This window comes from Geomonas subterranea (assembly GCF_019063845.1).
In the GTDB taxonomy this organism is placed as follows: domain Bacteria; phylum Desulfobacterota; class Desulfuromonadia; order Geobacterales; family Geobacteraceae; genus Geomonas; species Geomonas subterranea.
This window is the reverse complement of the sequence record NZ_CP077683.1, coordinates 532,898-559,595: the sequence shown is the minus strand read 5'-3', so window position 1 is coordinate 559,595 and position 26,698 is coordinate 532,898. Positions and strand designations below refer to the sequence as shown.

General features: G+C 62.7%; 27 protein-coding genes. 3 read left to right on the top strand and 24 right to left on the bottom strand.

Annotated features, from left to right (window positions below):
• Positions 1 to 4 precede the first annotated feature (4 nt).
• Positions 5 to 778: a 4Fe-4S dicluster domain-containing protein gene (locus KP001_RS02460; RefSeq protein WP_217288013.1), complete on the bottom strand. Its 774-nt coding sequence runs from the start codon at positions 776 to 778 to the stop codon at positions 5 to 7.
• A gap of 42 nt (positions 779 to 820) precedes the next feature.
• Positions 821 to 1,126: a cytochrome c3 family protein gene (locus KP001_RS02455; protein ID WP_217288012.1), complete on the bottom strand. Its 306-nt coding sequence runs from the start codon at positions 1,124 to 1,126 to the stop codon at positions 821 to 823.
• 316 nt (positions 1,127 to 1,442) lie between these two features.
• Here KP001_RS02455 and KP001_RS02450 point away from each other — a divergent pair, with 316 nt between their 5' ends.
• From KP001_RS02450 to KP001_RS02440, 3 genes are all read left to right on the top strand, one after another.
• Positions 1,443 to 1,793 carry a winged helix-turn-helix domain-containing protein gene (locus KP001_RS02450; protein ID WP_217288011.1) on the top strand — a complete coding sequence of 117 codons (351 nt, stop codon included), beginning with the start codon at positions 1,443 to 1,445 and terminating at the stop codon, positions 1,791 to 1,793.
• Positions 1,794 to 1,815: 22 nt separating this feature from the next.
• Complete coding sequence (locus KP001_RS02445) at positions 1,816 to 3,027, top strand: molybdopterin molybdotransferase MoeA (RefSeq protein ID WP_217288010.1); 1,212 nt, start codon at positions 1,816 to 1,818, stop codon at positions 3,025 to 3,027.
• A 152-nt stretch (positions 3,028 to 3,179) separates the two neighbouring features.
• Positions 3,180 to 3,920, top strand: a complete 741-nt coding sequence (locus tag KP001_RS02440) for a sulfite exporter TauE/SafE family protein (RefSeq protein WP_217288009.1) — start codon at positions 3,180 to 3,182, stop codon at positions 3,918 to 3,920.
• A gap of 69 nt (positions 3,921 to 3,989) precedes the next feature.
• On the opposite strand, the gene KP001_RS02435 is transcribed toward KP001_RS02440, so the two are convergent.
• The 22 genes from KP001_RS02435 to KP001_RS02330 all read right to left on the bottom strand — a co-directional run bounded on the left by KP001_RS02435 (position 3,990) and on the right by KP001_RS02330 (position 26,680).
• On the bottom strand, positions 3,990 to 4,532 hold the full coding sequence (locus KP001_RS02435; protein ID WP_217288008.1) for a class I SAM-dependent methyltransferase: 543 nt from the start codon (positions 4,530 to 4,532) through the stop codon (positions 3,990 to 3,992).
• Between the two features lie 38 nt (positions 4,533 to 4,570).
• The gene (locus KP001_RS02430; RefSeq protein WP_217288007.1) at positions 4,571 to 5,944 is read right to left on the bottom strand and encodes a hypothetical protein; all 1,374 of its coding nucleotides are present in this window, start codon (positions 5,942 to 5,944) and stop codon (positions 4,571 to 4,573) included.
• 11 nt (positions 5,945 to 5,955) lie between these two features.
• Positions 5,956 to 6,717 (bottom strand): ABC transporter permease, encoded by a 762-nt coding sequence (locus tag KP001_RS02425; RefSeq protein ID WP_217288006.1) that lies wholly within the window; start codon positions 6,715 to 6,717, stop codon positions 5,956 to 5,958.
• A gap of 11 nt (positions 6,718 to 6,728) precedes the next feature.
• Positions 6,729 to 7,763: an ABC transporter substrate-binding protein gene (locus tag KP001_RS02420; RefSeq protein ID WP_217288005.1), complete on the bottom strand. Its 1,035-nt coding sequence runs from the start codon at positions 7,761 to 7,763 to the stop codon at positions 6,729 to 6,731.
• Between the two features lie 196 nt (positions 7,764 to 7,959).
• Positions 7,960 to 9,633 (bottom strand): ASKHA domain-containing protein, encoded by a 1,674-nt coding sequence (locus KP001_RS02415; protein ID WP_217288004.1) that lies wholly within the window; start codon positions 9,631 to 9,633, stop codon positions 7,960 to 7,962.
• A complete protein-coding gene (locus KP001_RS02410; RefSeq protein ID WP_217288003.1) occupies positions 9,627 to 10,658 on the bottom strand; it encodes a uroporphyrinogen decarboxylase family protein in 1,032 nt (343 codons plus the stop codon). Before KP001_RS02410 ends, KP001_RS02415 begins: the two co-directional genes overlap by 7 nt.
• 249 nt (positions 10,659 to 10,907) lie before the next feature.
• The gene (locus KP001_RS02405) at positions 10,908 to 11,954 is read right to left on the bottom strand and encodes a uroporphyrinogen decarboxylase family protein (RefSeq protein ID WP_224957765.1); all 1,047 of its coding nucleotides are present in this window, start codon (positions 11,952 to 11,954) and stop codon (positions 10,908 to 10,910) included.
• Entirely contained in the window at positions 11,954 to 12,619 is a 666-nt protein-coding gene (locus tag KP001_RS02400) for a corrinoid protein (RefSeq protein WP_217288002.1), read from the bottom strand. Before KP001_RS02400 ends, KP001_RS02405 begins: the two co-directional genes overlap by 1 nt.
• A 246-nt stretch (positions 12,620 to 12,865) precedes the next feature.
• Complete coding sequence (locus tag KP001_RS02395) at positions 12,866 to 14,209, bottom strand: nitrogenase component 1 (RefSeq protein ID WP_217288001.1); 1,344 nt, start codon at positions 14,207 to 14,209, stop codon at positions 12,866 to 12,868.
• A complete protein-coding gene (locus KP001_RS02390) occupies positions 14,202 to 15,734 on the bottom strand; it encodes a nitrogenase component 1 (protein WP_217288000.1) in 1,533 nt (510 codons plus the stop codon). The genes KP001_RS02395 and KP001_RS02390 overlap by 8 nt, the downstream gene beginning before the upstream one ends.
• A 45-nt stretch (positions 15,735 to 15,779) precedes the next feature.
• Positions 15,780 to 16,436: a DUF1847 domain-containing protein gene (locus KP001_RS02385; RefSeq protein ID WP_217287999.1), complete on the bottom strand. Its 657-nt coding sequence runs from the start codon at positions 16,434 to 16,436 to the stop codon at positions 15,780 to 15,782.
• A 21-nt stretch (positions 16,437 to 16,457) separates the two neighbouring features.
• Entirely contained in the window at positions 16,458 to 17,414 is a 957-nt protein-coding gene (locus tag KP001_RS02380; protein WP_217287998.1) for an ABC transporter permease, read from the bottom strand.
• A 7-nt stretch (positions 17,415 to 17,421) separates the two neighbouring features.
• The gene (locus KP001_RS02375; RefSeq protein ID WP_217287997.1) at positions 17,422 to 18,471 is read right to left on the bottom strand and encodes an ABC transporter substrate-binding protein; all 1,050 of its coding nucleotides are present in this window, start codon (positions 18,469 to 18,471) and stop codon (positions 17,422 to 17,424) included.
• A 32-nt stretch (positions 18,472 to 18,503) separates the two neighbouring features.
• The gene (locus KP001_RS02370; protein ID WP_217287996.1) at positions 18,504 to 19,532 is read right to left on the bottom strand and encodes an ABC transporter substrate-binding protein; all 1,029 of its coding nucleotides are present in this window, start codon (positions 19,530 to 19,532) and stop codon (positions 18,504 to 18,506) included.
• A 133-nt stretch (positions 19,533 to 19,665) separates the two neighbouring features.
• Positions 19,666 to 20,478, bottom strand: coding sequence for an ABC transporter substrate-binding protein (locus KP001_RS02365; protein WP_217287995.1), 813 nt, complete (start codon positions 20,476 to 20,478; stop codon positions 19,666 to 19,668).
• Positions 20,479 to 20,480: 2 nt separating this feature from the next.
• Complete coding sequence (locus tag KP001_RS02360) at positions 20,481 to 21,296, bottom strand: ABC transporter ATP-binding protein (RefSeq protein WP_217287994.1); 816 nt, start codon at positions 21,294 to 21,296, stop codon at positions 20,481 to 20,483.
• Positions 21,297 to 21,332: 36 nt separating this feature from the next.
• Complete coding sequence (gene cysK / locus KP001_RS02355) at positions 21,333 to 22,262, bottom strand: cysteine synthase A (RefSeq protein WP_217287993.1); 930 nt, start codon at positions 22,260 to 22,262, stop codon at positions 21,333 to 21,335.
• Between the two features lie 10 nt (positions 22,263 to 22,272).
• Positions 22,273 to 22,611, bottom strand: a complete 339-nt coding sequence (locus KP001_RS02350) for a NifB/NifX family molybdenum-iron cluster-binding protein (RefSeq protein ID WP_217287992.1) — start codon at positions 22,609 to 22,611, stop codon at positions 22,273 to 22,275.
• 409 nt (positions 22,612 to 23,020) lie between these two features.
• Complete coding sequence (locus KP001_RS02345) at positions 23,021 to 24,091, bottom strand: sulfate/molybdate ABC transporter ATP-binding protein (protein WP_217287991.1); 1,071 nt, start codon at positions 24,089 to 24,091, stop codon at positions 23,021 to 23,023.
• A gap of 4 nt (positions 24,092 to 24,095) precedes the next feature.
• Positions 24,096 to 24,971, bottom strand: coding sequence for a sulfate ABC transporter permease subunit CysW (gene cysW / locus KP001_RS02340; protein ID WP_217287990.1), 876 nt, complete (start codon positions 24,969 to 24,971; stop codon positions 24,096 to 24,098).
• Positions 24,972 to 25,001: 30 nt separating this feature from the next.
• On the bottom strand, positions 25,002 to 25,832 hold the full coding sequence (gene cysT / locus KP001_RS02335; RefSeq protein ID WP_217287989.1) for a sulfate ABC transporter permease subunit CysT: 831 nt from the start codon (positions 25,830 to 25,832) through the stop codon (positions 25,002 to 25,004).
• 395 nt (positions 25,833 to 26,227) lie between these two features.
• Positions 26,228 to 26,680, bottom strand: a complete 453-nt coding sequence (locus KP001_RS02330; protein WP_217287988.1) for a nitrous oxide reductase accessory protein NosL — start codon at positions 26,678 to 26,680, stop codon at positions 26,228 to 26,230.
• Between the last annotated feature and the right edge of the window lie 18 nt (positions 26,681 to 26,698).

Sequence of the window (26,698 nt, the reverse complement as noted above, 5' to 3'; positions counted from 1 at the left end):
CGTTTTACGCCTTCAGGTGCTTATTGAAGATGGACAGGTCGGCGTTGCCAAGGTAGTACACCCTCGGCAGCGTTCCCGCGCCCTTCTTCAGTACCTGGAGCTTCGCCTTGTTTGCCGCTATGGTCTGCGCGATCAGGCTCTCGGGGTCGCTCTCGTCGCCGAAATAGCCCATGCGGCAGACGCAGGAAGTGATGCACTGCGGCAGCATGCCGTTGGCCAGTCGATGCTGACAAAAGTGGCATTTACGGGCGTTGCCCACCGGCTGGTTCTTGCCCTCACGGACCAGCACCTTGCCGTACTCGAAGGCCCGCCCCTTCTCGTATTTCATCAGTTCCGGGGTGCCGTCGGTGTGAAACCTGCCGCTGTCTATGAACCGTGCGCCGTAGGGGCAGGCCGGGACGCATTTAGCGCAGCCGATGCATTTCGCGTAGTTGATCGGCACGATACCGGCGCCAATGCCCTTGGTCTCCTTCCAGGTGGCGCCGTCCGGTCCCTTGACCGGGCAGGCGGTGACGCAGGGAGGTTTGTCGCACTGCATGCAGGGCCGCGGCAGGGAGATCCTCTGGATCTTCGGATAACTCCCCAGTTCCTCCTCCCATACCGGCCGGTACCACTGTGCCGGCGGGAGCTTGTTCTCCGAGGCACAGGCGACGGTGCAGGCGCTGCACGTGGTGCATTTGCGGGTATCGAGGAGCATGGCCCAGCGCCGTTTGTCAGCCGGCCTTTTCAGTGCCCGCTCCAGGTCTTCCTGCATTCGTACCAGAATGTCCTTTTCCATGTATTCCTCCATTGAAATTCGAGGCCGCTTTGGGGGGGGCGCCTATTTCTTATGGCACTTCGCGCATTGTCCCTTGACACTGAACGCCTTCTTGCCGTTGTGGCAGGCGCCGCAAGACTTGCCTTGCTGCATCTGCTTCATGGTCACCTTTTTGTGCTGCTTGATGGTCAGGTAGAGCTTGTCGTGGCACTCGGTGCAGGACAACTGCCCGCCGCCGACATGGCTGTCATGGCTGAACAGCACGTTGCCACCCTTGCTGTGCAAAGTGATTTCGCCCCCGCCGACTATGGCCGTTGCTGCACTAGCGGCGAGCAGAATTAAGACAGTTACTGCGGCAAGCTTTTTCATGCGTCCACCCCTCCTTTGAGTGTGTGCTGCTTAAAATATACTTAAAATATCATGAACGCAAGAGTTGATCTCGTCTAACGTTCAACTCGCAAGGTGTTCATGCCAATGAAGGTATGTCGTTGTAATGACTGTTATAGGAATATCCTTGCAAAGCGTTATGCGATTTTGGTATAACCCTCGAACGTAAATCACAAGGAAAAGTCAACGCCTCTTCCGTGTAAATACTAATGAAACTTATCTTCAGATACTGTGAAATTCTTGCTCGCATTCGGTTGAGATGGGTGTTGTTCTGACGACAAAGCAGTGAGGAACTATAGTGGAAAAACCAGTCTCACAGCTCGAGGTCCGCTCCAAGATCTGGCTGGAAGTTGATGGCGCGCCGGTTTTTGGGCAGGGGCGAGAAGAGCTTCTGCGCCTGCTCCAGCAAACCGGCTCCATCAATGCGGCCGCCAAGGAGATGGGCATACCCTACCGCAAGGCGTGGACCTATATCGACGCCATGGAGAAGCGGCTTGGTTTCGCCCTGGTGAACCGCCTGAAGGGAGGGGCCGGAGGCGGCGAATCAACCCTTACACCACAAGCAGTTGCTCTGCTCGAGAAGTTCGATCTGCTGCAAAAAGGGTTCAAGGCCTCGGTCAACCGTAAGTTCATCAAGCTCGACTTCTGAGACACAGAGGAGTTACTGGCACATGGTAAGTATCGAAGAAGCGCAACGGGCCATTCTGAGTGAGATTGCACCGCTTGAGACGGTGAAGGTCTCGGTCTTCGAAGGATTGAACCGCGTCACCCCCGAGAGCCACATCGCGCCGTGGGATATCCCTCCCGCTGACAACTCTGCCATGGACGGCTATGCCTTTTCGCATGCCTCGTTCAAGGATGATCGACTGAAGGTGACAGGCTTTCTCCCTGCAGGTGAGGTGTGCAAGGTCCCCGTGCTTCCAGGCGAGGCGATAAAGATCATGACCGGCGCCCCACTCCCCCCCAGTTGCGATACTGTGGTTCCCGTCGAAGATGTTGAAGAGGACGGCGCGTGGATCCGTGTTACCTCGTCGGTAAAGGCAGGGTCCCACGTTCGGGAGCGCGGCGAAGATATCCGACATGGCGATGTCGTTATCCCAGAGGGCTCACTGCTCAGACCACAGGAGATCGGCATGCTGTCGGCCATGGGGACGACTTCGGTGGCTGTGTACCGAAAAGCCCGGGTCGCTATCCTTTCCACCGGAGACGAACTTCTGGAGCCAGGTTCGACACCGCTTCCCGGCAAGATCATCAACAGCAACAGCTACAGTCTGGCCGCCCAGGTTCTCGACGCCGGCGGGGACCCGATGATGCTTGGCATTGCAGCCGACACTCTTGAAGATACATGCGACAAGATAAAGGCAGGTCTGAACGCCGACATGCTGGTCATCACCGGCGGGGTTTCTGTTGGGGATCGCGACTTTGTGAAAGTGGCAATAGAAAAACTGGGCGGGGAAGTCATCTTCTGGAAGGTCAATATGAAACCGGGCAAGCCCCTGGCTTTTGCGATGCTGCAGGGAAAGCCGGTCTTCGCGCTGCCGGGCAACCCTGTCGCCGCCATGGTATCGTTCGAACTGTTCGTGCGCCCGTCGATCCTGAAGGCGATGGGGCACGACAAGGTATTCCGGCCCAAGGCAAAGGCGGCCATGAAGGGGCCGGTTTCCAACAAAGGGAAGCGCCCGCACCTGGTCCGCGGCATTGTCTCCAAAAGCGATGACAGGTACCACGTCTCGACTACCGGCAACCAAAGTTCTGGCCGGCTCTCCTCCCTGATCCAAGGCAATGGCCTGATCCTCCTGGAACCGGAATCGTCACGCGCTGCGGGTGACAGTGTTGATGTTCTCCTGCTTGATAGGGGCTTTGAGATGGGATCTTTTCGATAATGGGCCTGATCGACCCACATGGCGGAAAGACAAACTACCTGCGGCTCTCGCCCGCCCGTTGCTGCAACTTGGGCTGCAACTTGGGCAGACCTGCCGGAAGTCTCCGAAATTTCCAGGCGTCATTGAAGATGCCAAGGGTGAGGGGCTAACCGATGCTCAGTCCGGAAGCATATTTTCTACTCTTGGCTGCCATATTTACCGTTGCCATCCTGTACTCCAGCGTTGGTCACGGCGGCGCGTCCGGGTATATCGGCGTGCTTGCCCTGTTCAGCATCATGCCCGAGGCCTTCAAACCCACCGCACTGATCCTGAACATCATGGTGGCTGCGATAGCTACCTATTCTTTCGCGCAAGCCGGCCATTTCTCCTGGCGGCTGTTCTGGCCTTTCGCCACGACATCTGTGCCATGCAGTTTCATCGGGGGGTATCTCACTGTCCCTCCGCATGTCTACAAGCAGCTTGTGGGCATGGTCCTGCTGGCTTCGGCCTGTCGCCTTGTATTTCACAAGGAACACGAATCACTGGAGATTCAACGCCCTGCGACTCCCGTAGCCCTGGTCGTTGGCGCAGTCCTTGGGCTGCTATCCGGATTGACGGGAGTGGGCGGCGGAATATTTCTCAGCCCCCTCCTCCTCCTGCTCAAATGGGGGCGGGCGAGGGAGGCCTCTGCCATCGCGGCATTGTTCATACTGGTCAACTCCATCGCCGGACTTCTCGGGCACATAAGCAGCCTGCAACAGATCCCACCTTTCGGGCCGCTATTGGCTTTGGCAGCGGTACTCGGAGGAATCATCGGCTCAGTTTTCGGAAGTAGGACTCTGCCCGTTGCAGGGGTCGTAAAAGCTTTGTCCCTGGTGCTGGCCATTGCAGGACTCAAGCTGCTTTTCGTGTAACCCGATCGCCATACCCTCCTCCCCATTCTGGTCCTGTGACCGATCTCTGCTGCTCAGCAATCCGCCCTGCTACTGAAAGCGCTGGTACAAAACGGCAACGGAGTGGCGGCGGTAGTAGTGGCTCACGCGCCTGAATCCCGCCGACTCGACCAGTTGATCCAGTTCCTGGTGCGAGTAGGTCTTGATGCAGTTCGGGCATCTCTTGCCGTGCGCGCAACCGCTGCTGCAGTCGGGTGCGGCGTTGCGGCAGCGCACCTCCACCAGGAGGTACCCCTCGGGGCGCAGGTTGAGGACGATGTTCTTCAGGTACCGGCTCTTTTCCGTGCCGTCGGGGATGATGTTCAACACATAGCTGGAAAGAACGAGATCCACATCCAGCCTGCCGCCTGTCAACTCGTCCACGTCGAAAATACCGGCCAACTTCCTGGCGCTCGCCATCTTCATGATGCGGGCCACCTGGACCGGAAGGTCCGCCGCGTAGACTTTGAAACCGGCGTCCGCCATGTATGCCGAGTTTCGAAGCGTCCCCGCCCCGTAGTCAAGGACCGAGCGCACGTCTTTCTTCCTGAAGAACTCCAGGTACTTACTGACACTTAATGCTGCTGTCGCCATATATGCTCCTGATACGGCGGTGACAGCGGATCAACCGGTCACGGCCGCGGCTTGAGGGAAAGTGTTTTCCTGATCCGGGGCGGGATCTCCCGGGCACATGGGATGAGGGTGGAACAGTGCCCGCAGGAGCCGTAGTTCCAGGCGGCAAAGTGTTCCTTGTTGCCGTGGGTCTCGCAGCGCCCCGGTATCTTGCCGGTACTGGTTATCGCTCCCGTCGGGCAGCGCCTGATGCAGGCGTCACAACTCCCGTCGAAAGCGTAGAGACAGTAGTGGTAGACATCGGTGTAAGGGCGTGGCGTCGGAGTGAGCTCCAAGTCCGTGATCACGCTGCAAAGTCGCCCCAGAGCGCCTTTTTCGGAGATGAAGTTCTGGTGCAGCCCGAAGGTGCCGAGGCCCGCGGCGAAGGCGGTGTGCCGCTCGGACCAGAACGGGCGCCACCCGTCGGAATCGTAGCGCGGGTCGATGTTGGGCGCGACCGCCCTCCCCCCGTGACGCTCTACGAACCGGATCAGCAAGCGCCGCACCACGTTCAGGAACTTGGAGCCGTTCCATTTCCCGGAGGAAAATTCGATGGCCGAGTAGCGCTGCTCCCTCCCGTAGTGCTCGGTGATGTGCCCGGTGAAGGGAAGAAAGACGCTGATGATGGAGCGGGCGCCGGGAAGCCACTCCTGCGGCAGCCGGTGCATCGGACCAACCACCTCCGGGTCCTGAAAGCGCTCGAAGAGCGGATCTTCTGCCGAGGCGACGCCGATCAGGGGGAGGTCCCAGATGGGCGGGTTGTCCCCTTCCGGAAGCGCATTGCGGAAGTCCGTGCGCACCAGGTGACTCACGTGGTTCAGCACTTCCTCCAGCGCGACGTCGTCCTCCCCCGCCGTCTCCGCCCTTGACGGCGGAGCAGGGTCGGGAAGGTAGAAGCCGGGATTCACACCCTCGCGGCGAGCCGCGTCCCGCGTCACCTGCTCCGGATTTGCATGGAGGGATCCCTTGACGATGGGGGGATGGTCGAAGGGCTTTCGGAATCCGGGGGGAGAGCCCTTGGTGAGATCGTAGGCCACCCAGATATAGAGCTGCTCGTAGACTTCCTCCACAAGCCGGGCTGCCAGTTCGGCGGGGGACTCTCCTTCCCCCAGCTTGGTGGTGCCTACCTCGGCAAAGATCTCACCCTCGATGAAGTAGTAGACCTCCTGCCGCAGCGGCGGCGCGAAGTTGCGCAGGGTCGCGGTGCGGTCGCTGCTGCGTACCGCAAGCACCTTGCGGAAGTCCGGCCGGTAGCCGCGAAAGTTGACGCCCAGGATGTAGTCGGTCAGTGCCTCCAGCACGGACTGCCGGTCCAGTTTCCTCGGATAGGGCTCGCCCCACTTGGGGATCTCGTTTTCAAACAGGGACTTGCTGGTGTCGTTGTTAGCGCTCATCGGTTGCCTCGTCAGCGTTTGCCAGTCCAATGCAGCACGCGGCGCTGCACCAGGTCGAAGATTTCCATGATCAGGATGATGACCAGCGACATGAAGAGCATACCGGCCAGGACCTTGGGATAATCGGAGAAATCGGCGTTGTATTGGATGAAGTGCCCCATGCCGGACTTGGCTCCGAACATCTCGGCGACGGTCAGGAGGATGAAGCTGAAGACCAGCGCCATTCCGGCACCGCTGAAGATCATCGGGAGAGCGCCCGGGAGGATGACGTTGCGATAAAGCCGGAAGCCGCCAAGTCCCAAGGTCCTGGCGTTTTCGATATAGCGCTCCTCCAGGTGCACCACGCCGTGAATGGTCCCCATCAGGATGGGCCAGAAGGCGCCGGCGAAGATGATGAAGGCCGAGGAGAGCCAGAAGGTCGGCAAAACGGCGATGGCATACGGGATCAGCATGGTGGGCGGAATCGGGCTCACCCCGCGAAAGACCGGCATGAGCAGCCCGCGCAAAAAGTTCGAGGAGCCAACCACCAAGCCGCCGCCGACGCCCAAAGCCAGCGCCAGGAAGTAGCTCGGCACCAGCATTCCCATGGAGTTGCCAAAGCCCAGAACCAGTTTGGGCAGCGATTTGCCGAAGGCCGGCAGGATCTTCGAGAGACCGGGGAAAAGGACCGGCTCAAGCCAGCCGGACCAGTCGGTGGCGGCTTCGAAGAGCAGCACCAGCAGCAGGGTCACTGCCGCCGGGCCGCTGTATCGTTTGATCAGATGTGCAACCATGATGATGCGCCTCAGTTCTGACGTTCGAAGCGTCTCTTCGCCTCGCGGTAGAACTTGTCCTTGGGATTACGCCGCTGTAACTCCTTCAGGGCGTCGCGATAGAGGTCGACGTTCACGTAGCGGTTCAGGTCGATGTCCCCTTCCACGTAGTCGATGCTTTTCATGTCATGCCACATCTGCGCGATCCCCTTCCGGTTTGGGTCGGCGTGAGTTTCCTGGTGGGGCTCCAGGGTGAACTCACGGGCCATCTTGTCGTCGAGGTTCAGGACCCGCTTGTTCACCTCCACCGCCAGGTCCGGTTTCTCGGTCTTGATCTTTTCTGCTTGCAGGATGGCCCTCAGGAAAGCACGGTAGGCGTCGGGATCCTCCTTGACCGCCTTCCCTCTGGCCACGATGCGGCAGCAGGGGTGCTGGGGAAAGAAGTAGTTGCTCCACCCGACGACAGCGACGCCGGACTCCTTTGCCTTCAAGAGGATGGAGGAGGCGCCGATACCTACATCCGCTTTGCCAGCCTTGACCGCTTCCAAAACCGCAGCGGGATTCTTCAGTTCGATGATCTTGACGTCTTTATTGGGGTCGAGCCCTGCGCGTTTGAGGGCGCCGCGCCAGACTATGTCCGCGGTGTAGATGCGGGGGGTGGCAACGGTCTTGCCGCGGAAATCGCCGATGGTCTTAAACTGCTGTGCCTTTCCCGGCAGCGCGATCACGGGGTGGCCGCCGGAAAGGTGCCCTCCGATGATGGAAAAGTCGCTCCCCTTGGAAATGAAGGTAAGCGGCCCGGCGGTGCCGAAGGAGACACCGATGTCGATCTTGCCGCTGTTCAACGCGTTGAGCCCGTCGGAGGAGCTGGCGAACTGCACCAGTTCCACCTCGACTCCTTCCCTCTCGAACAGCTTCTGGTCCTGCGCCAGAAAGGTGAGCACGCTGCCCCCTCCCGGCGCATAGCCGACCTTCAGCTTGGTCTTGGCAACGGCGGCGTCAGCCTGCGCCGCCAATCCCAGGGCTGCAACAGCTAGCAACAGCAATCTTTTCCATGCAGATCTCATCTCGTGCTCCTTTTTCTGTGGGAAATAAAAAAGGCCAGGCGAGTCGGTGTCATCACCGTACTTGCCTGGCCTCCAGTGTCTCTGGTCAGCCACCACTATTGAACTGTGGGGGAAAACATAGCACCGGCTGCTGCTGGAGTCAATATAAAAATATTTAGTCTATAAGTTTTATAGTCTAGCCATCACTTGACAGCACTCAAAAGGAAAGTGCTTCCACGAAAACCTTGTCAAAGTCCTTGCAGTTGGCCAACTCCACGACCTGCACCTGCTCGACCAGATCGCTCATCTCCCGGCGCGAGACGGCGTTGAGGAGGAACGCTTCCCCTCCGCTTTTGGCGGTGTTGCCCACGAACCGGATCCGCCCGGAGGTGCCGGCCGGCAAGAGCCCGATGGTGGTCAGGCTTTCGGCGGTCAGATGATAGCCGAAAGAGCCGGCGATCAGGACCCGCTGCAGTTCCGCTACCGGGACCGAGGCCTCGCGCAGCAGAAATTCCACCCCGGCCCGGATCGCCCCCTTGGCGAGCTGCACCTGGCGCACGTCCTTTTGGGTCAACCAGACTTTCTCGGTGAGCAGGAACGACGGCTTGCCGTCCCGCTCCACCAGGCGCTCGGCCAGCTTCGGGTGGATTGCGGCCGCGTCCGGCTTGACGAACTTACCGTTTTTTCCCACCAGGCCGTGGGCCACAAGCTCGGCGACTACATCCATCAGGCCCGAGCCGCAGATGCCGACAGCCTCCGCCCCAGCGATGGTCCGGATCTCAAGGGAGCCGTCGGGCTGGACGCTGCAGCGCTCTATGGCCCCCTCCCCTGCCCTCATGCCAAAGCGGATGTTCATACCCTCGAAGGCCGGGCCGGCCGCGGTCGAGGTGGCCCAGATCTTCCCGTCGCGGCACAAAGCCATTTCGCCGTTGGTGCCGATATCCACGAAGAGGACGGTCTCCTCGCTTTCGTGCAGCCGGACCGCCTGCAGCCCCGCGGTGATGTCGGCGCCGATGTAGCCGGAGATGATCGGTGGTAGGTAGATGAGCCCGCCGTGCGCGATGTCGATGCCGGTCGCCTGCGCGGGGAGCCAGGCGGCGCAGGCGAGCGTGGAGGTGTAGGGATACTTGCCGAGCGGCGCGGGATCGACCCCGGCGGCCAAGTGTAGCATGCAGGTGTTGCCACTGAAGATCACCTCGTAGATCCGGTCCCGTCTTACCCCCGAGTCACCAGCGACCTGATCGATGAGCGCGTTGATCTCCCCGATGACGCCGCTTCTCAACTCCTCCAGCCCGCGCCCTTCCGACCCCATCTTGATGCGCGACAGCACGTCCTGGGCGTGGCGGCTTTGCGGGTTGAGGGACGAAGCGGCCCCCAGTTGAGTCCCGGTTGTCAGGTCCACCAGCGCGACCACGAGGGTGGTGGTGCCGATGTCGACCACCACGCCGTAGCACTCGCCGGCAGTATCGCCCTCCTCTTCGGTCAACACTGCTCCGCCGCCCAGCACGCGCGTCACGCCCAGATCCGGCCGGTACTCCTTGACGATGTGTGGGGCGAGATCGACAGTGCAAGCCTCGCCGTGGCTGGCTATCTTGAAATCACGCAGCGAAGGCCCCTCGGGAACCAGCACCGCGATGTTGCCGTGGACCTCGGCTGCGCAAGCAAGCACCTGCCCGCGGCTCCTTTCTCCCGCCGGAAGCCGGTGCGCTCCTTTTTCGACCACCTTGTCGAGATCGTGGGAAGGCAGGGTCACCGCGCACTTGCCGCAGACCACCGCACCGTTGCAGGGGGAATCGATGGTCACTCCGGCTGCACGGGCGGCCTCCAGAATGGTAGAGCCCTTGGAAACCGTGGCTCGTTTATCGTCGGGAAGAAATAGAACCGTTACCATCCGCGCCCTCCGTCCTTCACCGTCTGGGTCATGGCCTGGATGTTCCTGATCGAGGAGGCGGTGCTCAGCCCGCAAGCGGGGGAGATGATGTCGATGCCGTCGCGCACGAGCCCCGCCGTGTGGCGCGAGACCTTGTCCGGCTCCCCGAGCTCCAGGAGGAAAGTGCTCAGGTTCCCCATGGTGGTGAGCTGCGGGTATTCCTCTTTCAGGAGCTTCAGGTTCACGAAGGCGTCGGTGCTGATGGCGTCGCTGTGCAGTTGAGGAATGGAGGGCTTGACCGCCTTCATCTCGCCGCAGATATGCACCAGGACCGGGACACCAGTGGCGTGAATGCCGTCGATGACCTTGTTCAGGTAGGTGACGGCGTACTCCTGGAACAGGCGCGGCCCGAGAATCTCACCGGTGGCGGTCGGGTCGCCGATGCAGATGGCGCTGGCGCCGCCGTCGACCAGCAGGCGGGCGAACGAGATGAGGAAATCGCTCACGTAGTCGAGCACGCGGTGGGAATCTTCCCGTTTTTTATGCAGTTCCTTCAGAAAGGCCATGGGATCGACGATGGAAGCGGCGGTGCTGACCGGGCCGGTGATGCTGCCGATGACGGGCACGTCGGGGTTGGCGCGGCTCAAAAGGAGGGCCGCCTCGGCCACCTGCCGGATGCGCCCGGAGTCGAGCATCCTGTCGATGTCGCGAAACTGGACCTGGGCGTTCGAGGCGAAAGGCTCGCGCGCGATCTTGGGCTCGCAGGCAAGGGTGCCGAAGTCGATCTCGCTGCCGAGAACCTCGGCCTCCACCGTCATGCAGAACGGGATGCCGAAGTTCTCGAAGCCGGTGTCGTGGTTGACGTCGGTGGCAAGCTCGGCCATCAGGTCGGACCGGAAGTGCCCTTCCGGGAGGGTGTGGCCGGTGCGGTTCATGACGTCGACGATGGCGGCGTTCATCATGCCGCCGGTGCAGACGACCGGCGGGCGGTCGACCTTCTTTTTGGCGAGGGTGTCGAGCAGCCGCTCTTTTGGGCTGAGGCTCATGGTCTGTTACTCCTATTAGCGTTTTGCCTGGACGGCGAGATTTGGCGCAGTTTGCATCGCCCTCACCCCCGCCCCTCTCCCGGAGGGCGAGGGGAGAGTGGACGGAGGAAGGCCTGGCCTCATTGCGGTCTTCCCCGCCCCCGGAGGGCGAGGGGAGAGTGGACGGAGGCGGGTCTGGCCTCATTGCCGTCCTACCTAGTGTCCCCTCCCCCTCCGGGGGGAGGAGCCGCGGACGCAAACGTTCAGATGTCAGATCTTTACCGGCCAGCCCGCCTCGCGCACCGTGTCCAGCATAGCGTGGATGTTGGCAAAGGGGGTCTCGGTGGGGAGACTGCAGCCGGAGGCGACGATGAACCCCTTGGGGGTATCCTTCGCTTGGGCAAGACAGGCGAGCGTCGCCGCGCGCACTGTCTCCGGCGTTCCTTGCAGCATGACCTCGGAGGGGTGCACGTTTCCCATCAGACGCACCCGGTCGCCGACCGCGAACCGCGCCTCGCTGAGGTCGGCATCGTTGTCGATGCTGAGACAGTCGGCACCTGCCTCGACCATGGCCTCCCAGATGCCGGAGGTCTTGCCGCAGATGTGCAGCGTGACCTTCCTGTCGCGCCCGTGGACGTAGTCGATGAGCCGCTTTAGGTAGGGAAAAGAGAATTCCCTGAACTGGCGCGGGCTGATCACGGACATCGAGGACATGGCGTCGGTCAGGCTCGGCGTGCAGCCAGCGTCGATGATGGCGCCGGCATAGGCGATGTTGGTCTGCAGCGAGATTTCGCACAGGTGGTGCACCGTCTCGGGCGAGCGCATCATGAGACGGGCCAGCTTGTCGGCTCCCACCAGGAAGGAGGCGTTGGTGAAGGGGCAGGTAACCGCGCCGGTCACCGCCACCTCGTGCCCCACTTGATCCACTACGCGGCGCATCGCCTCAAGGTGCTGCGGCAGGTTGCCGTCCCGGTTCGGATCGGCCGGCCTCAGGCGCTCTATTTCCGCAAGGTCGGTGACGGCCGGGGCAGCGAGGAAAGCGGTCTCGTCCTCCGGGTAGCTCACCTTTGCCCCCATCGCCTCGGCCTGGGTGTAGAGGTCGGTGAAGATCCTGATGATGTCGTAGCCGAAGAGCTGGTAGGCCGCTACCTGTGCCTGCGCGATCAACGCACCGTTGCCACGGAAGTCCCCGACCTTCACGCCGATCACCCGCGCCGCCGTGTTGCCAACTATCGGGACGCAGGGGAGCCGGTCGACAGGTGCGCCTGCGCCGTAGGCCGCCAGGCGATCAAGCGGTGTCATCTGGTCGCGGCTCATCAGGCAGCCGCCTCCGCGGGGGCCACCAGCGCCCTGGCCAGGCGGATCGCGTCCGCGGCGTTCACCGCATAGCCGTCCGCGCCGATCCGATCGGCGAAACCCTGCGAGATGGGACCGCCGCCGACGATGACCTTGAAGCGGTCCCGGATCCCCTCCTCGCTAAGCTGACGCACCACGGCGCCCATGCCGTCCATGGTGGTGGTCATCAGGGTGGAGAGGGCGATGATGTTGGCGCCGATCTCCTTCGCCGTTTCCACGAAACGGGCCGGCGGGATGTCGCGCCCGAGGTCGGTGACGTCGAAGCCGGAGGTCTCCAGCATGATCTTCACCAGGTTCTTCCCGATGTCGTGGGTGTCTCCCTCCACCACGCCGATCACCACCTTGTGCTTCTCGGCAGCGCCGTCGCTGCGCAGGTGCGGCTTGAGGACATCCATCCCGGCGTACATGGCATCGGAGCACATGAGGAGTTCGGGGATGAAATACTCCTCCTCGTCGAAGAGCTGCCCGGCCCGCTCCATCCCGGCGGAAAGCCCCTTCTCGATGGCCTGGTAGGCATCGATGCCGCGTGTGACCACCTCGTTTGCGGCAGCGACCGCCTCGTCCTCGTCCATATCCACAACCGCGTCCGACAGCCGCTTGAATAACTCGTTATCGATCTGACCCATTATCAATTCCTCCATTACCTGTTCTGGGTTTTGCGCGTTCGCAATCCAGCCTTTCCCGGGTTGATAATCCTGTCCGGTAAACCTGCTCGGAGTCCTCCTCCCTTGTTTATCGTCCCCCCTCCCCTTGCGGGAGGGGGTCAGGGGGTGGGGGAAGGTGCCACCTTTCCCGCGTTGGCCGCCTCACCCACCCCCCAGCCCCCTCCCGTCAAGGGAGGGGGAGCTAAAGGCCAAGGAGGGGGAGCCAACTCACCTGTTCGCCACTATCTGCCCGAAGACGTCTTCGGCCAGTCTCAAGCCGCCGCGGAAGCCGGTGTAGCCACGATCCAGCACGGCGCGGTTCGCCACCGGGAAAGAGACCGAGAGGTGCGGCGCCCCGATCTGTAGCGCGAGCTCTCGGTCGAGCGAGCTGCCCAGCACGAAGGCGGGGCTGAAGGCGTTGTAGTATTTCTGCCCGGCGGCACGCGGCCAGACCTGGTTCAGGTGCCCGAGGACCTGGGAAGCGTCGGACTCGAAGACTACGTTGGTGCTGAATCCGGAGGCCAGATGCTCAACTCGGGCCGCAATCGCCGGCTGGCCGTTCTCGTGAATCCTGTCGGTCACGACAGTGAGCACGGGGAGCCAGCCGAGGTCGTCCGCAAGGAAGCGGGTGAGCGCCACGGCGTAGTTGGCATCGCCGACGACCACGGCGTAACGCTGCAGGTCGAGGTCGTTGTAGCAGTCGGTAAGCGGCTCCAGGATCTGGTAGTAGTGCCGCTTTTCCCTATCAATCACCCGCTGCACCAATTCCGGGTCGAGTTCCAGCGCGGCGCCCACCTGGCGCAGGAACGCTTCGGAAGCGGAAACCCCGATAGGGAGCGAGGTAGTGACGAAGGGGGTGCCGTGCTTCTCCCGGAAAAGCGCGGCGGCGCCCTGGCCGTAGAGGTCCGAGAGCACGATGTTGAGTTCCGCGGAGCCGGCAGCCCTGATCCCCTCCAAGGTGTCCGCCGGGGTGAAGAAGGAATTGACCTCCAGGCCGAGGAGCTCCAACAGATGCCGCGCCCCTTCCAGGTTGCCGCGCCAGAACGGGTCCATGTACGGCACCACGCCCCAGAGGTTCACCCTTCCCTTAACCTTCGCGCTCCCCTTCGCCACGTAGTCCTTGGTGAGCGCCTGGAGCACCAGGTCGTACCCCCAGTAGGAGTCGCCGCGGAAGCCGCCGGTGACCGCACCGATGATGGGGACCCCCTCTTCGCGGAAATCATTCACCACGGCGAAGATGTCGTCGCCGATCACCTCGGGGACGCAGCCGGTCAGGACCACGTAAAGGCCGCCCTGCATCACCTTGAGGGTGGAGGTAATCTCCTCGCGCAGGCGGTCCTCGCCGCCGAAGACCACCTCGGTCTCTTGTATGTTGGAGCTTGGGACGGTGAGCCCGCCGCAATAGCCCCCGACCTGGAGGCCACTGCCGCCGTTCTGGGTCCAGGCAAAGTTGCCTGCGCATCCAGAGGCCGAGTGCAGAATCGGAATGCCACCCGGCAGCGCGGTCACCGTGGCGGCCGCCCCCCCCAGGGAGCAGAGATAGCGTGCCCTTTCGACAAAATTCTCACTCATTGACGCTCCTCCCGCGGGTGTTGAGATAGGAAAACGGCTCGGCCTGGTACCAGGCGTCGCTGTAGGGGAGCCTCAGGTTCTCAGCCAGGTTCCGGTTGTAGGCAGGGTTCAAGAGCTGGCGGTGCAGGCGGCGCGCGAGTTCATAGACGCCCCGGTAGCCGATGTAGGCAAGCCCCGTGTTGTAGATGACGTGGGTGGGGATGCCGAGCTTTGACGCGGTCATGTTGCCGTTGGCGTGCCCGAGGAAGAGATCCGGCTTCAGCCGGTTCAAAAGGTTCGCCTCCTCGAAGGGCTGCACGTTGGCGATGTCCACCACGTAATCCGTCTTCGCCTCGCGGGCGAGCTTCTCGTACTCCACCTCGGCGAAATGGTCGTGGTGGAAGGAGCGGATGCCTACCACCTCGAGACCGATCTCCTGGAGCAGGCGCGCCGTTGCCAGGGCACGGAATTCCCCGGCGCTGACGAAGACCTTCTTGCCCTGAAAGAGCGGCCTGAACTCTTCGAGCGCCTCTTTCAGTTCCGCCTCCTCGGCGGCGATCAGACGCTCGGCCTGTCCCTCGAAGCCGAAGCGCGCCGCCACGTCACGAAGCCAGAGGCTGGTGTTCTCGATGCCGATGGGCATGTGCTTGATGATGGAAGGGACGTTGAAGCGTTCCTCCAGGTAGCCCAGGAAGTAATCGTCGTGGGTCGGGCAGGTGCTGATGGAAAGCGCCGCCCGGGTCGCCTTCACGAAGGAATCGGGGTGGGCGAAGACCGGGAAGACGTTCACCTCCAGTCCGAGACTGACCAGCAGCCGCTCCAGTTCCTGCTCATCGACGCGCCCCATGGAGGAGACGTTCATCAGGTTCACGGTGCGCGCCAGGCGCTCCTGCTCGCGGAGCACCTCCAGCTCGTCCTGCGGCGTGTGCTCCGTCACCCCCTTTTCTTCCAGGAGGTTGCGGCCGATGGTGTGGTAGACCGCATCGTAGGCGGTGGCCCAGATCTTGGTCTTAAACCCTTCGCAGTGCACCGGGAGGAGCTTGGCGCTCACCTGCGGCTGCAGCCTCTGCGCGACGCCGTCGATGTCGTCGCCGATGATCCCGGGGACGCACCCCGCCACGATGGTGATGCTGGCCGGGCGGTAGCGCCGGTCCGCCTCGATGATGGCGCGCTCCAGCTTGTCCTCGCCGCCGCTGATGACGTCGGTTTCATCCAGCGCGGTGGAGAGCCAGATGCCGTCCTGCGCCTTCCCCCTGCGCGCGTTACTCCCCATGCGGACGTTCGCGTTCTGGGAGTGGGTGCAGGAGCCGCAGCCGAGCGCACTGTGCAGCAGCACGACGTTGTCCGGCAGCGAGTTCAGCATGGCGAGGGCCGGAAGCAGGAGGCAAATGGTCCCCTGGGTGAAGCCGCGCTCGCCGTCGTCGATCAGGCAGCTCTTGCCCCCCTTCCCTTTCCGGGCCAGGCCGCAGATGCTGTCCTGGTGCGCGATCACCGCGTTCAAACGGTCCTCGCGCTTGGGCGGGACCTTGTTGTCGAAATAACTCATGGATCCTCCATTTCTGCAGTGAAGCGGGCGCGGCGCAGGCAAGTCTCAGCGCAGCTTCCCGTCGAAGAGCTTCTTGTAGTAGGTCCCGCCGGTATAAAGCGCGCCCACGGGGTTGTGCGCCAGCACCCGGTCCTTCACCACCAGGTAGGTGACCGGCGCCTGCGAGTACTTGATGAAGAGCGAGTCGTGCCCGACGCAGAGCCCCACCACCACGTTCAGTTCGGTGTCCTGCTTCGCCAGTAGCCGCGCCTGCAGCACCGGGTTGCACATGGACTCGTGGGCATCGGGATCGATCTTGTGCTCCTTCGGGATGCCGGTCTCGGTCTTTTCCACCGCACCGACCTTGCACAGCACGCTGTAGGACGCGATCCCCTGCGACTCGAGGAATTTAGCGAAGGTGCGTGCCTCGGCGGCCAGGCCGACGCAGCTTGCGATCCCGATTTTGGTGACGCCGGCGCGGCGGGCGAAGGCGGCGATTTCCTCGACCCGGGTCAGTTGCCCGTAGTAGGTCCCCTCCACCTCGGCGGCGGAGCAGGAGATCTTCGACACCAGCGGGTCGTTCTTGTAGAGCTCCACCGCCTCGGTCAGCTCCTCCTGGTCGAGCCCCACGGTGAGGCAACCCGTGGGAAAGCTCGCATTCAGCTTGTAGCAGTTGAGGGTGCCGCAGTCGCTGCAGCTTTTGACCCCGTTCTTCTTACTCATGTTTGCAACTCCTTGAAAAAATCAGTTGCGCCAGCGCAGCAGGCGGCGCTCCAGGCGTTCGGTGCCCCAGGTGATGACGGTAACCACGATGCTGATGAAGATGATGCCGACCACCACCCGCTGGTAATCCGCGAAGTCCGCGAAGTTCTTCACGTACCAGCCGATGCCCGAGTTGGCGCCGATAAGCTCCGCCGCGGTCAGAAGCACCAGTGCGAAAACGAGGCCCAGGGTCGCGCCGGTGCAGATGGAGGGCATGGCGCCGGGGAGGATCACCCTGAAGAGCAGGGTCCGCTCGGAAAGGCTCAGCACCCGGGCCGAGTCGAGCAGTCCCTTGTGGATGTTGAAGACCCCGTTCACGGTGTTGATGAACACCGGCCAGAAGGCGCCGATGAAGATCACGAAGATGGATGCTGCCCTAAAGCTCGGCAAAAGCGCTATCGCGTACGGGATGTACACGATGGGGGGGATCGGGCCGAGCACCTTGGTAAAGGGGTGCAGCGCGTTGAAAAGCCGCACGCGCCAGCCGACCAGGAGTCCCAGGGGGATCGCCGTGGCGAGCGCGATCAGGTAGCCGCTCACCAGCAGGATCAGGGAGTTGACCAGCCCCTTCAGCATGTCGGGGAGTTCGCTCACGAACAGGCGCAGCACCGGCTCCGGCTTGGGAAAGAGCATCTTGTCCAGGAGCACGAACCGGGTGGTGCAGAGGTGCCAGGCCAGGAGAATGCCGAAGACGATGGCGGCGACGTCCCCGGCCCCCGCCACCCCCTTGCCGCCGCGCGCAAGTCCCACGCGCACCAGGTAGACCAGCTCCACCGCGGCGGTCAACGCCAGCAGGTACGCCGGGTATTCCTCTCCCGGCACCGGCCAGAACAGTTCCGCGAGAAGCAGGACGAAAACGACGCTCGCCGGGGAGAGGATCAGGCGTTTGGCGATACTACCCCGCTCGACGCGGGCTCCCGCTGATAGGACGGCTTCCATGGCGACCTCAGTGTTTCTTGATGTGCAGCGTCGGGTCCCCGTCGCGGAAATCCCGGTCCAGGCTGGCCCAGAGCTTCTCCTTGGGCTCGCGCCTGGAGAGATCCGTCAGGGCCTGCGCGTAAAGGGTGGTGTTGATGTGCGGTTCGATGGCTTCCTTCGACTTGATGTAATCGGCTTTCTTCATGAAGTCCCAGAACTGCACCACGCTCGGCTTGTGCGGGTCCGGACTCACCAGCAGGTGGCCGCCATAGATATCCTTGTTGAGGTCCGCCTTGTCGATCTGGACGTACTTGGCCACGATATCGACGGTCTCCTTGTGGTTTCCCTGGTAGAAACGGTATGCCTTCAAAAGGGCGACCATGAATTTCTCGAAATCAGCCTGGCGCGCCTTCACCGTGGAGGTGAGCGCCACCTGGCGGCAGCAGGTGTGCGACTTGATGACATCGCCGGAGTACTTCACCACCGCAAGCCCCTGCTTCTCGGCCATGGTGTAGTAAGGAATCCAGGTAAGTCCCGCGTCGACCGCGCCCTTTTTCACCGCCTCCTGCACAGCCGCGGGCGAATCGAACTCCTTGATGGTCAGGTCCTTGCGCCAGTCGAGGCCGGCCTGGTGCAGCGCCGCCCTAAATACGACGTCGCCGGTAGCGAGACGGATGGCACCGATGGTGGCGCCGCGGTAGTTCTTCAGATCCTTGAAGCGTGCGGCGTTCTCGGGCTTGGCAATCAGGGCGTGCCCTTCCCCCATCTGCCCGCCGAAGATGGTGAAGTCGGCGCCGTTGGCGATGAAGGATAAGGGCGCCGAGGTGCCGAAAGAGCCGATGTCGAGCTTGCCACTCTTGATGGCGGTCAGCCCCTCGCCGGAGTTGGTGAAGCGGAACAGTTCCACGTCGAGCCCTTCCTGCTGGAAGAACCCTTTTTCCTTGGCTACGAAATAGAGGAGGTGCCCCGAGGTGGGGAGATGCCCCACCTTGAGCTTGTGCAGCTCTGCCGCCCCCGCGGTCACAGCACCCAGCGCGAGCAGCGCCAGGGATAGGATGATGGTAAAGATGCGTTTCATGGCTTGGCTCCTTGTGCGCCGGCAGGCGCCGTTCAGTTGTTCTTTTTGTAGAAGGCCAGCATCTGCTGGTACACCTTGTCCTTCGGTTCACGCTTAACGATCGAGTCGAGCGCCTGCTTGTACAGGGCCGTGTTGATGTGCTGGTCGATCGGGTAGTCCTGCGTGATGTAGCCCGCGTCCCTGATGTGCTGCCAGAAGTCGAGGATCCCTTTCCTGAGGGGATCGGGGTTCGATTCCGCCACCCGTTTCACGTAGGTCTCGTTGCGGATGATGTCCTCGTCGATCTTCAGCGCACGGGTGTAGATCTTCACCGTCTCGTCCGGGTTGGTCTTGTAGAAGCGGTAGGCGCGGATCAGCGCGGCCAGGAAGCGCCTGTAGGTGTCGGGGTTCGCCTTCACCTGTGCGGTGGGGGCGACGATGCGGCAGCAGGTGTAGTCGGGATAGAACTCCTCGATGTAGTGGGCGACCTTCAGGCCGTGGTTCTTCTCCGCCAGCGAGAAGTGCGGCGGGAAGACGAGGCCGGCGTCGACCGCCCCTTTCTTGACCGCCTCGACCACCGCCGCGACGCTGCCGAACTCGACGAAGTTGACGTCCTTCTTGTAGTCGATGCCTGCCCTCTTCAGTGCGCCCTTGAAGATGACGTCGCCGGTGGAGAGCTTGACCAGGCCGATCTTCTTACCCTTGTAGACCTTCAGGTCCTTGCCGGAGAGCTCGGCGAGCCGCTCGGGACGGGTGATGATCGCCTGCCCGCCGATCATCATGCCGCCGATGAAGGTGAACTCGCTCCCCTTGCTGATGAAGACCAGGGGGGCCGTGGTGCCGAAGGTGCCGACGTCGAGCTTGTCCGCCTTGAGTGCCGCCATTCCTTCGGCGGCACTGCCGAACTGGTACAGGTCAACGTCAACTCCCTCGTCTTTGAAGAACCCTTTTTCCTTGGCCACAAAGTAAAGCCCGTGGGCCGGTTCCGGCACGTACCCCACCCTCAGCTTGGGGAGGGGGGCGCCGTAGGCGCTGCCGGCCAGCAGGGCGATCATGACAACCAGTGCGAATATCCGTTTCATTGAAATCCTCCTTAATTGGGTGTTTACCATCCAAGTCATCCCCCCTCCCCTTGCGGGAGGGGGTTAGGGGGTGGGGGGAAGGTGGCATCATTTCGACAGCTTGCGGCTTCACCCACCCCCCGGCCCCCTCCCGTCAAGGGAGGGGGAGGTTGCTTTCGGGGGCACTCTTCTTTTTGCCGGTGGGGCAGCAGTCGGGGGGACAGACCGCCTTGTCAGCTAATTTCTTCAACACGGGGTCAGACTCCCCCTCCCCTTCCTTCAGGTCGTGGAGAGCGTCACAGTAAATCTCGTCGTAGACGTGGTCGGCGAGGAAGCTCCGCGCCATGCCCGGGGCCTGCAGGTCCAGCCGTTTCCAGATATCTGCCAGCCGATAGTAATCGGGATCGGGGTCGAAGCGGAAATACCTCCCCTCACGGGGGCGATGACTGGGAATGCTGCTCCAGGCGCGGGCGGGATGGTTGTGCAGCAGCAGGTCCGCCTTGATCAGCGCGCTCACCAGTTTGGCCAGCGTCTCCTTGTCCGGCGCCCCGGGGAGATCAGCCGAAGTCACCACGATGCCGCGCTCCTCGCGCTCCAGGCGGCCCGAGGTATCGACCTCGTCCAGAAGCGACCCGGTGCGGTCGGTACCGCCGCCGGCGATGATCCGCAGCCGGTTGCCCCTGGCTATGGCCTTCAAGGTATCCGCTACCCTGAAGGCACCGACGTCCACCTTTCCGGCGACAAGTGCTGCGAGACCCGCGGCACTGTCGTCGAACCGAACCGTTTTGACCTCGAGCCCCTCTTCCTTGAACAGGGACCCCGCCTCGGCGAGCAGGACCAGGGCGCTGCCGGGGTCATCCAGATACCCCAGCCGGATCGCCGCGGCGGCCTGGGCGGAATCCGGCTTTACGCCGATGGCGAGCAGCGCAAGCGATACCGCCAGCAAGAGGGTGCCCAAGCGCCGCATGCTCAGATCGCCTCCCCGGCACTTTGCACCGTCCGGCCGCCGTCCAGTTCCTGGAGCACGTCGGCATTCAGTTCCCGGATCAGCTGGTCCCGCAACCTGGTAAAGGCGGGGTTGCTGTAGAGGTCCTGGCGCTGGCGGGGGCGCGGGATGTTCACCTCGAAGACGCCCCGCACCGATCCCGGGTTGAGCCCCATGACCACCACGCGGTTCGCCAGCAGGATCGCCTCCTCCACGTCGTGGGTGACGAAGAAGACGGTCTTTCGTTCCTGCGAGTTGTGCTGCCAGAGCTGCAGCAAAAGGTCCTGCAACCGGGCCCGCGTGATGGCGTCCAGCGCCCCGAAGGGCTCATCCATGAGAAGGACCGGCGAGTTGATCGCAAAGGCGCGGGCGATGGCAGCCCTCTGGCGCATGCCGCCGGAAAGGGCGCCGGGTAGCTTGTGGAACACGTCGGTTAGCCCCACCATCTCCAGGTAGGCCTGGGCGGTCTCCGCCTGCTCGGCCTTGCTCTTGCCCGGAAAGGCCTGGTTCAGGGCCAGGACCACGTTCTGCCCGGTGGTCATCCAGGGGAACAGGCTGTAGTCCTGGAACACGACGCCGCGGTCGAGGCCGGGGCCGGTGATCGGCGTCCCGTCCAGAGTGATGCAACCCGACGTTGGCAGCCCGAGTCCCGCCAGCAGTCTCAGCAGCGTGCTCTTGCCGCAACCGGAAGGGCCCAGGAGGCAGACGAACTCCCCCGCCTGGGCGGTAAGGTTGATCTCCTCCAGTACGGTTTGGCTGCCATAGGAAAAATTGACGTTCTGTATAGCTATCTCGTGCATGGTGAATCCCCGGCTCTGAAAGTGTGACTTCTCTGGTTACGCGTCCTGGAAGAGCGCTGTGGAGAGGTAGCGCTCGCCGGTGTCCGGGAGCACCACCACGATGAGTTTCCCCTTGTTCTCCGGACGCCTCGCCACCTGGCGCGCGGCGAAGGCAGCCGCCCCGGCGGAGATGCCGACCAGGAGGCCCTCTTCCCTGGCCAAGCTGCGCGCCGTCTCGAACGCCTCCTCGTTCTTCACCTTGTAGATCTCGTCGTACACGTCCGTGTTCAGGACCGCCGGCACGAAGCCGGCGCCGATCCCCTGGAGCTTGTGGGGTGCCGGTGTGCCGCCGGACAGGACCGGCGAGTCGAGCGGCTCGACGGCCACCACCTTGATGGCCGGATTGCGCTCTTTCAGCACCTCGCCCACGCCGGTGATGGTCCCGCCGGTGCCGACGCCGGCGACCACGATATCGACCTTGCCGGCGGTGTCCTCCCAGATCTCCTCGGCCGTGGTGGCGCGGTGGATGGCCGGGTTGGCGCCGTTATTGAACTGCTGCGGCACGAAGGAGTTGGGGGTGGCCGCGGCGAGTTCGGTCGCCTTCTCGATGGCGCCCTTCATCCCCTTGGCGCCCGGGGTCAGCACCAGTTCCGCGCCGTAGGCCTTCAAGAGGTTGCGGCGCTCGATGCTCATGGTGTCGGGCATGGTGAGGATGAGGCGATACCCTTTGGCAGCGGCCACGAAAGCGAGGGCTATGCCGGTGTTGCCGCTGGTGGGCTCGATGATCACGGTGTCCTTGTTGACCAGCCCCTGCTCCTCGGCAGCCTTGATCATGGCGAAGCCGATGCGGTCCTTCACCGAACCGCCTGGGTTGAACGACTCCAGCTTGGCAACCAGGTCCGCGTTGCCGCCGGACTGGCGAGTGGAAAGGCGCAGCAGGGGAGTTCTCCCGATGAGGTCGGTGATACTGTTGGCGATTTTGGACATGACACCCTCCTTAAGGATTGTTGGCTCTGTGAATGAGCTTCGATTTTTGCAAGACCTGCAGGGCTTCTTCCACCGGGAGTTCCAGCACGAAGGGGAAGATACGCCGTGCCAGGAGAACGTCCATGGCAGTTACTCCGATACGGGCAACGGCCACCCCCCTGCAGTCGGATATGACCTCGGCGGTCTGCTCCAGAAGCCCGTCCGCATGCTCCTGTCCGGCACAGGCAGGGCTGTTGTCGCGGTCCTCCAGGTGCTCCCAGCCCCCATCGGTGAGACGGAAGATGCTGAAGCGGGTGGCCCGGCCGAAATGCTGGTTCACGGAGATTCCGTCACTGGATGCTAAAGCCACTCTCAACTCCACGCTGCACCTCCGGCTGTTTTTGTAGCCTTCTAAAGCTTCCCCCCTCCCATTCCCCCTCCCAGCCTCCCCCTCCGGGGGAGGGGTAGCTGCCAAGTGTCGCCCCAGCGGGGGGAGGGGCAGACTACCTGCCCAAGCGTCCCCGCCCCGGAGGGGAAGGGACAGGGAGGGGGGCTTTAGGCGGGGGCGGTGTTCCCCGTGCGCCCCGAAACGAAAAAAGGCCAAGGTAGCGCCTCCCGTGCGGGAATCGTTTACCTTGGCCTCCAGTTTGTCTGGTCAACCATTCTTATGATGATGAAGCTCTGGGAGCCCCACCGTTACTGATGGCGCCGATCATAGCGCCTGCGCCTGAGCAAGTCAAGCGATTTTCTACCTATCCTACAATTTTTATAGAGTGTTGCTAAATCTGGTAGTCCTCCACAAAGACGCGCATCTTGCGCGGCCGGGCGTAGACCTGCTCGCCCACCTGCAACTGAAGCCGGTCCGCCTCGTCACGCGGCAGCTCCGCCTCGATGGTTCGGTCGCTGCCGGAGAGCACCAGATCGACGCGCACCAGGGGGCCGACCGTGAGGAGGTAGCGCACTTCGGCCTTGATGGCGCCTGAACCGTTGCCGTCCCGCTCGATGGCGATATCGTGCGAGCGGACGTAGCCGATCGCAGGGGCGTCGTGTGCGGAGGCGTTCTCCGGGGAGGACAGGTCGATGCCCGCCATCTGGGCGGTACCCTCGTGTACCCTGCCGTGGAAGAGGTTGACGCTGCCGAGGAAGTCATAGACGAACGGGGTAGCCGGGCGATCGTAGACTTCGGACGGCGTCCCTTCCTGCTCGATGCGCCCCTCGTTCATGACCACTATCCGGTCGGCAACCTCGAGCGCCTCCTCCTGGTCATGGGTCACGAAGACACTGGTGACGTGGATTTCGTCGTGCAGGCGCCTGAGCCACCGGCGCAGTTCCAGCCTCACCTTGGCGTCCAGGGCACCGAACGGCTCGTCCAGCAAGAGCACCTGAGGCTCGACGGCCAAAGCCCGGGCCAGCGCCACACGCTGCCGCTGCCCACCCGAAAGCTGTGCCGGGTAGCGGTCGGCCAGGTTTTCCAACTGGATCAGCTTGAGCAGGTTGTGCACCTTATCCCGGATCTCCTGCTTACCGGGGCGGCTTTTCTTGGGCTTGACGGTCAGGCCGAAAGCGATGTTGTCGAAAACCGTCATGTGCCGGAACAGGGCATAGTGCTGGAAAACGAAACCGACCTGGCGCTCCTGGACCTGGCGCTTGGTGGCCTCCACGCCGTCGAAGAGGATCCTGCCGCTGTCAGGGTTCTCCAACCCGGCGATGATGCGCAACAGCGAAGTCTTCCCGGAACCCGAGGGGCCCAGCAGCGCAACCAGCTCCCCGGAGGGGACCTTGAGGCTCACGTCCTTCAGTGCGGCAAAGGTGCCAAACGATTTGCTTACGCCTTCGATTTCGATGCTCATGGGGTTACCTTTCTGTCTCTGCTGCTGTGATCGTCTGCTGCATCTTCCATTCGGACACCGTCTTCACCGCGAGGGTCACCAGGGCAAGCAGGGCCAGGAGGGAGGCGACGGCGAAAGCCGCGGCGTAGCTGTATTCGTTGTAGAGGATCTCCACCTGGAGCGGGATGGTGTTGGTGGAGCCGCGCACGTGGCCGGAAACGACCGAGACTGCACCGAACTCCCCCATCGCCCTCGCGTTGCAGAGGATCACGCCGTAGAGGATGCCCCACTTGATGTTGGGAAAGGTGACCCGGAAGAAGGTCTGCAGCCCGTTGGCCCCAAGGGTCAGCGCCGCTTCCTCCTCCTCGCGCCCCTGCGACTCCATGAGCGGGATCAACTCCCGCGCGATGAACGGGAAGGTGACGAAGATGGTGGCGAGGATGATCCCGGGGACGGCGAAGATGATCTTGATGTCGTGCTCCTGCAGCCAGGGGCCGAGCCATCCCTGCAGACCGAAAATCAGCACGTAGATGAGGCCCGAGACCACCGGGGAGACCGAGAACGGCAGGTCGATCAACGTGATCAGGAAGCTCTTGCCCGGAAAGCTGAACTTGGCGATAGCCCAGGCCGCCACGATGCCGAAGAAGAGGTTCAAGGGGACGCAGACCGCGGCGGTGATCAGGGTAAGGCGGATCGCCGAGATGGTGTCGGGCTCCTTGAGCGCGGCGAGATATGCTTCCCATCCCTTTTCCAGCGCCTGGCTGAACACCGCGGCGAGCGGCAGCACCAGGAACAGCGCCAGGAACGCAAGGGCGGTCGCGGTCAGCAGCCAGCGTACCCAGGCCGGTTCAGTGACCGTCGCCCCTTTCCTCTCCTTCTTGTTAAATCCCTTGCCAACCATGTCCTGTCCCTCCCGGCGCCCAAGGCCCGTCTATTCCGCGTAACGCCTGCTCCACTTCTGCAAGAGGTTGATGCAGAGCAGCATGACGAAGGAGACCACCAGCATGACGGTCGCGATGGCGGTCGCGCCGGCGTAGTCGTACTGCTCCAGCTTGGTGATGATGAGCAGCGGCGTGATCTCGGAAACCATCGGCATGTTGCCGGCGATGAAGATGATGGAGCCGTACTCCCCGACGGCACGCGCAAAGGAAAGGGCGAAGCCGGTCAGGATGGCGGGGAGCATGGTCGGCAAAAGCACCCGGCGGAAGGTCTGCCACCGGTTGGCGCCGAGGCAGGAGGCGGCCTCCTCGATTTCCTGGTCCAGCTCCTCCAGCACCGGCTGGACCGTCCGTACCACGAAGGGGAGGCCGATGAAGACCATGGCGACGGCGATACCGAGGGGGGTGAAGGCGACCTTGATGCCGTGCGGCTCCAGGTAGCGCCCCAGCCAGCCGTTTTGCGAGTAGATGCTGGCGAGCGTGATGCCGGCCACCGCCGTGGGGAGGGCGAACGGAAGGTCCACCAGCGCGTCGACCAGCTTCCTGCCCGGGAAGCGGTAACGCACCAGCACCCAGGCGACCAATACGCCGAAGAACGCGTTGATGACTGCGGCGGCAAGCGAAGCCCCGAAGGTAACCCGGTAGGAAGCGAGCACCCGCGGCGCGGTTACGGCAGCGACGAAATCAGCCCAGCTCAGGGTCGCGGTCTTGAAGAAGAGGCCCGAAAGCGGGATCAGCACCACGAGGCTCAGGTAGAAGATGGTGTAACCGAGCGCCGGAGTGAAACCGGGTAGTACGTTATTTTTTCCGCTGGCCCCCGCCATGGTTCCCCCCTTCTATTACAGCCGCCATATTGCTACGTCGCCCAGCGGAGTTCATAGTGACACCCGCCTCAGCACAATAAATCCATCGGATTGGTGGAGTATGGTTTACCACCACACTGCCGGTATTGTCAAGTAAAAATCTAGCGTTTTAGTGTGGTAAAAGGATAATGATTCACACCGGAACGGGTAAACAACCAGCGACAGGACCCGGGGATGGACCGGAAAGGCGGGGCTAAGGCAGGAAAAAGAAGTGTGCTGCCGCAGGTTAGCGGCAGGCCGGCACTGGGAGATCCGGGGCTTGCAGGAGAAGGGATCTCTGCTTCCAGTGCCGGCACGCCGGCAGGAAGTGACGCGATTCTACATCAGTTTTTTCGTGGCGTCCACCAGGGGCCGGCTCATCTGGCGGCGTCCGCCTGGCCGGCGCGATAGGCGCTTTGCCAGTCCAGCAGCGTCCCGCCATGCTGCTTGACGAATTCCTCGGCTGCGCTTTTCCTTGCGAAGGCCCATTTCGGGCGCCGGGTCATCACCCCGCGCTTGCTTCCTCCCATCACCCAGGTTGCCTCGGCCGCATCGATCAGCTCGCGGCTGTCCCGGTCGGCGACCAGAATCGCCTGCAGCTTCTGCCGCTTGCGCTTTTCCAACTCCACCACGGCGCAGTGCAGGCTGCAGGTCCCCACCTGGGAACCGTCGGCGAAACGGACCAGCATCCGGGCATAGCCGAATTCCTGGCGGTCCATGCCGCAGTTTTCACAGAAGCGTCGGCTGGCGATGTCGTCCGCGCAGAGAGCCGCGCTGCAGCAAAGGAACAGCACCCCCAGGCAAACAACGGCCATCCATGCGTTTTTCATGTCGAATCCTCCCGTATC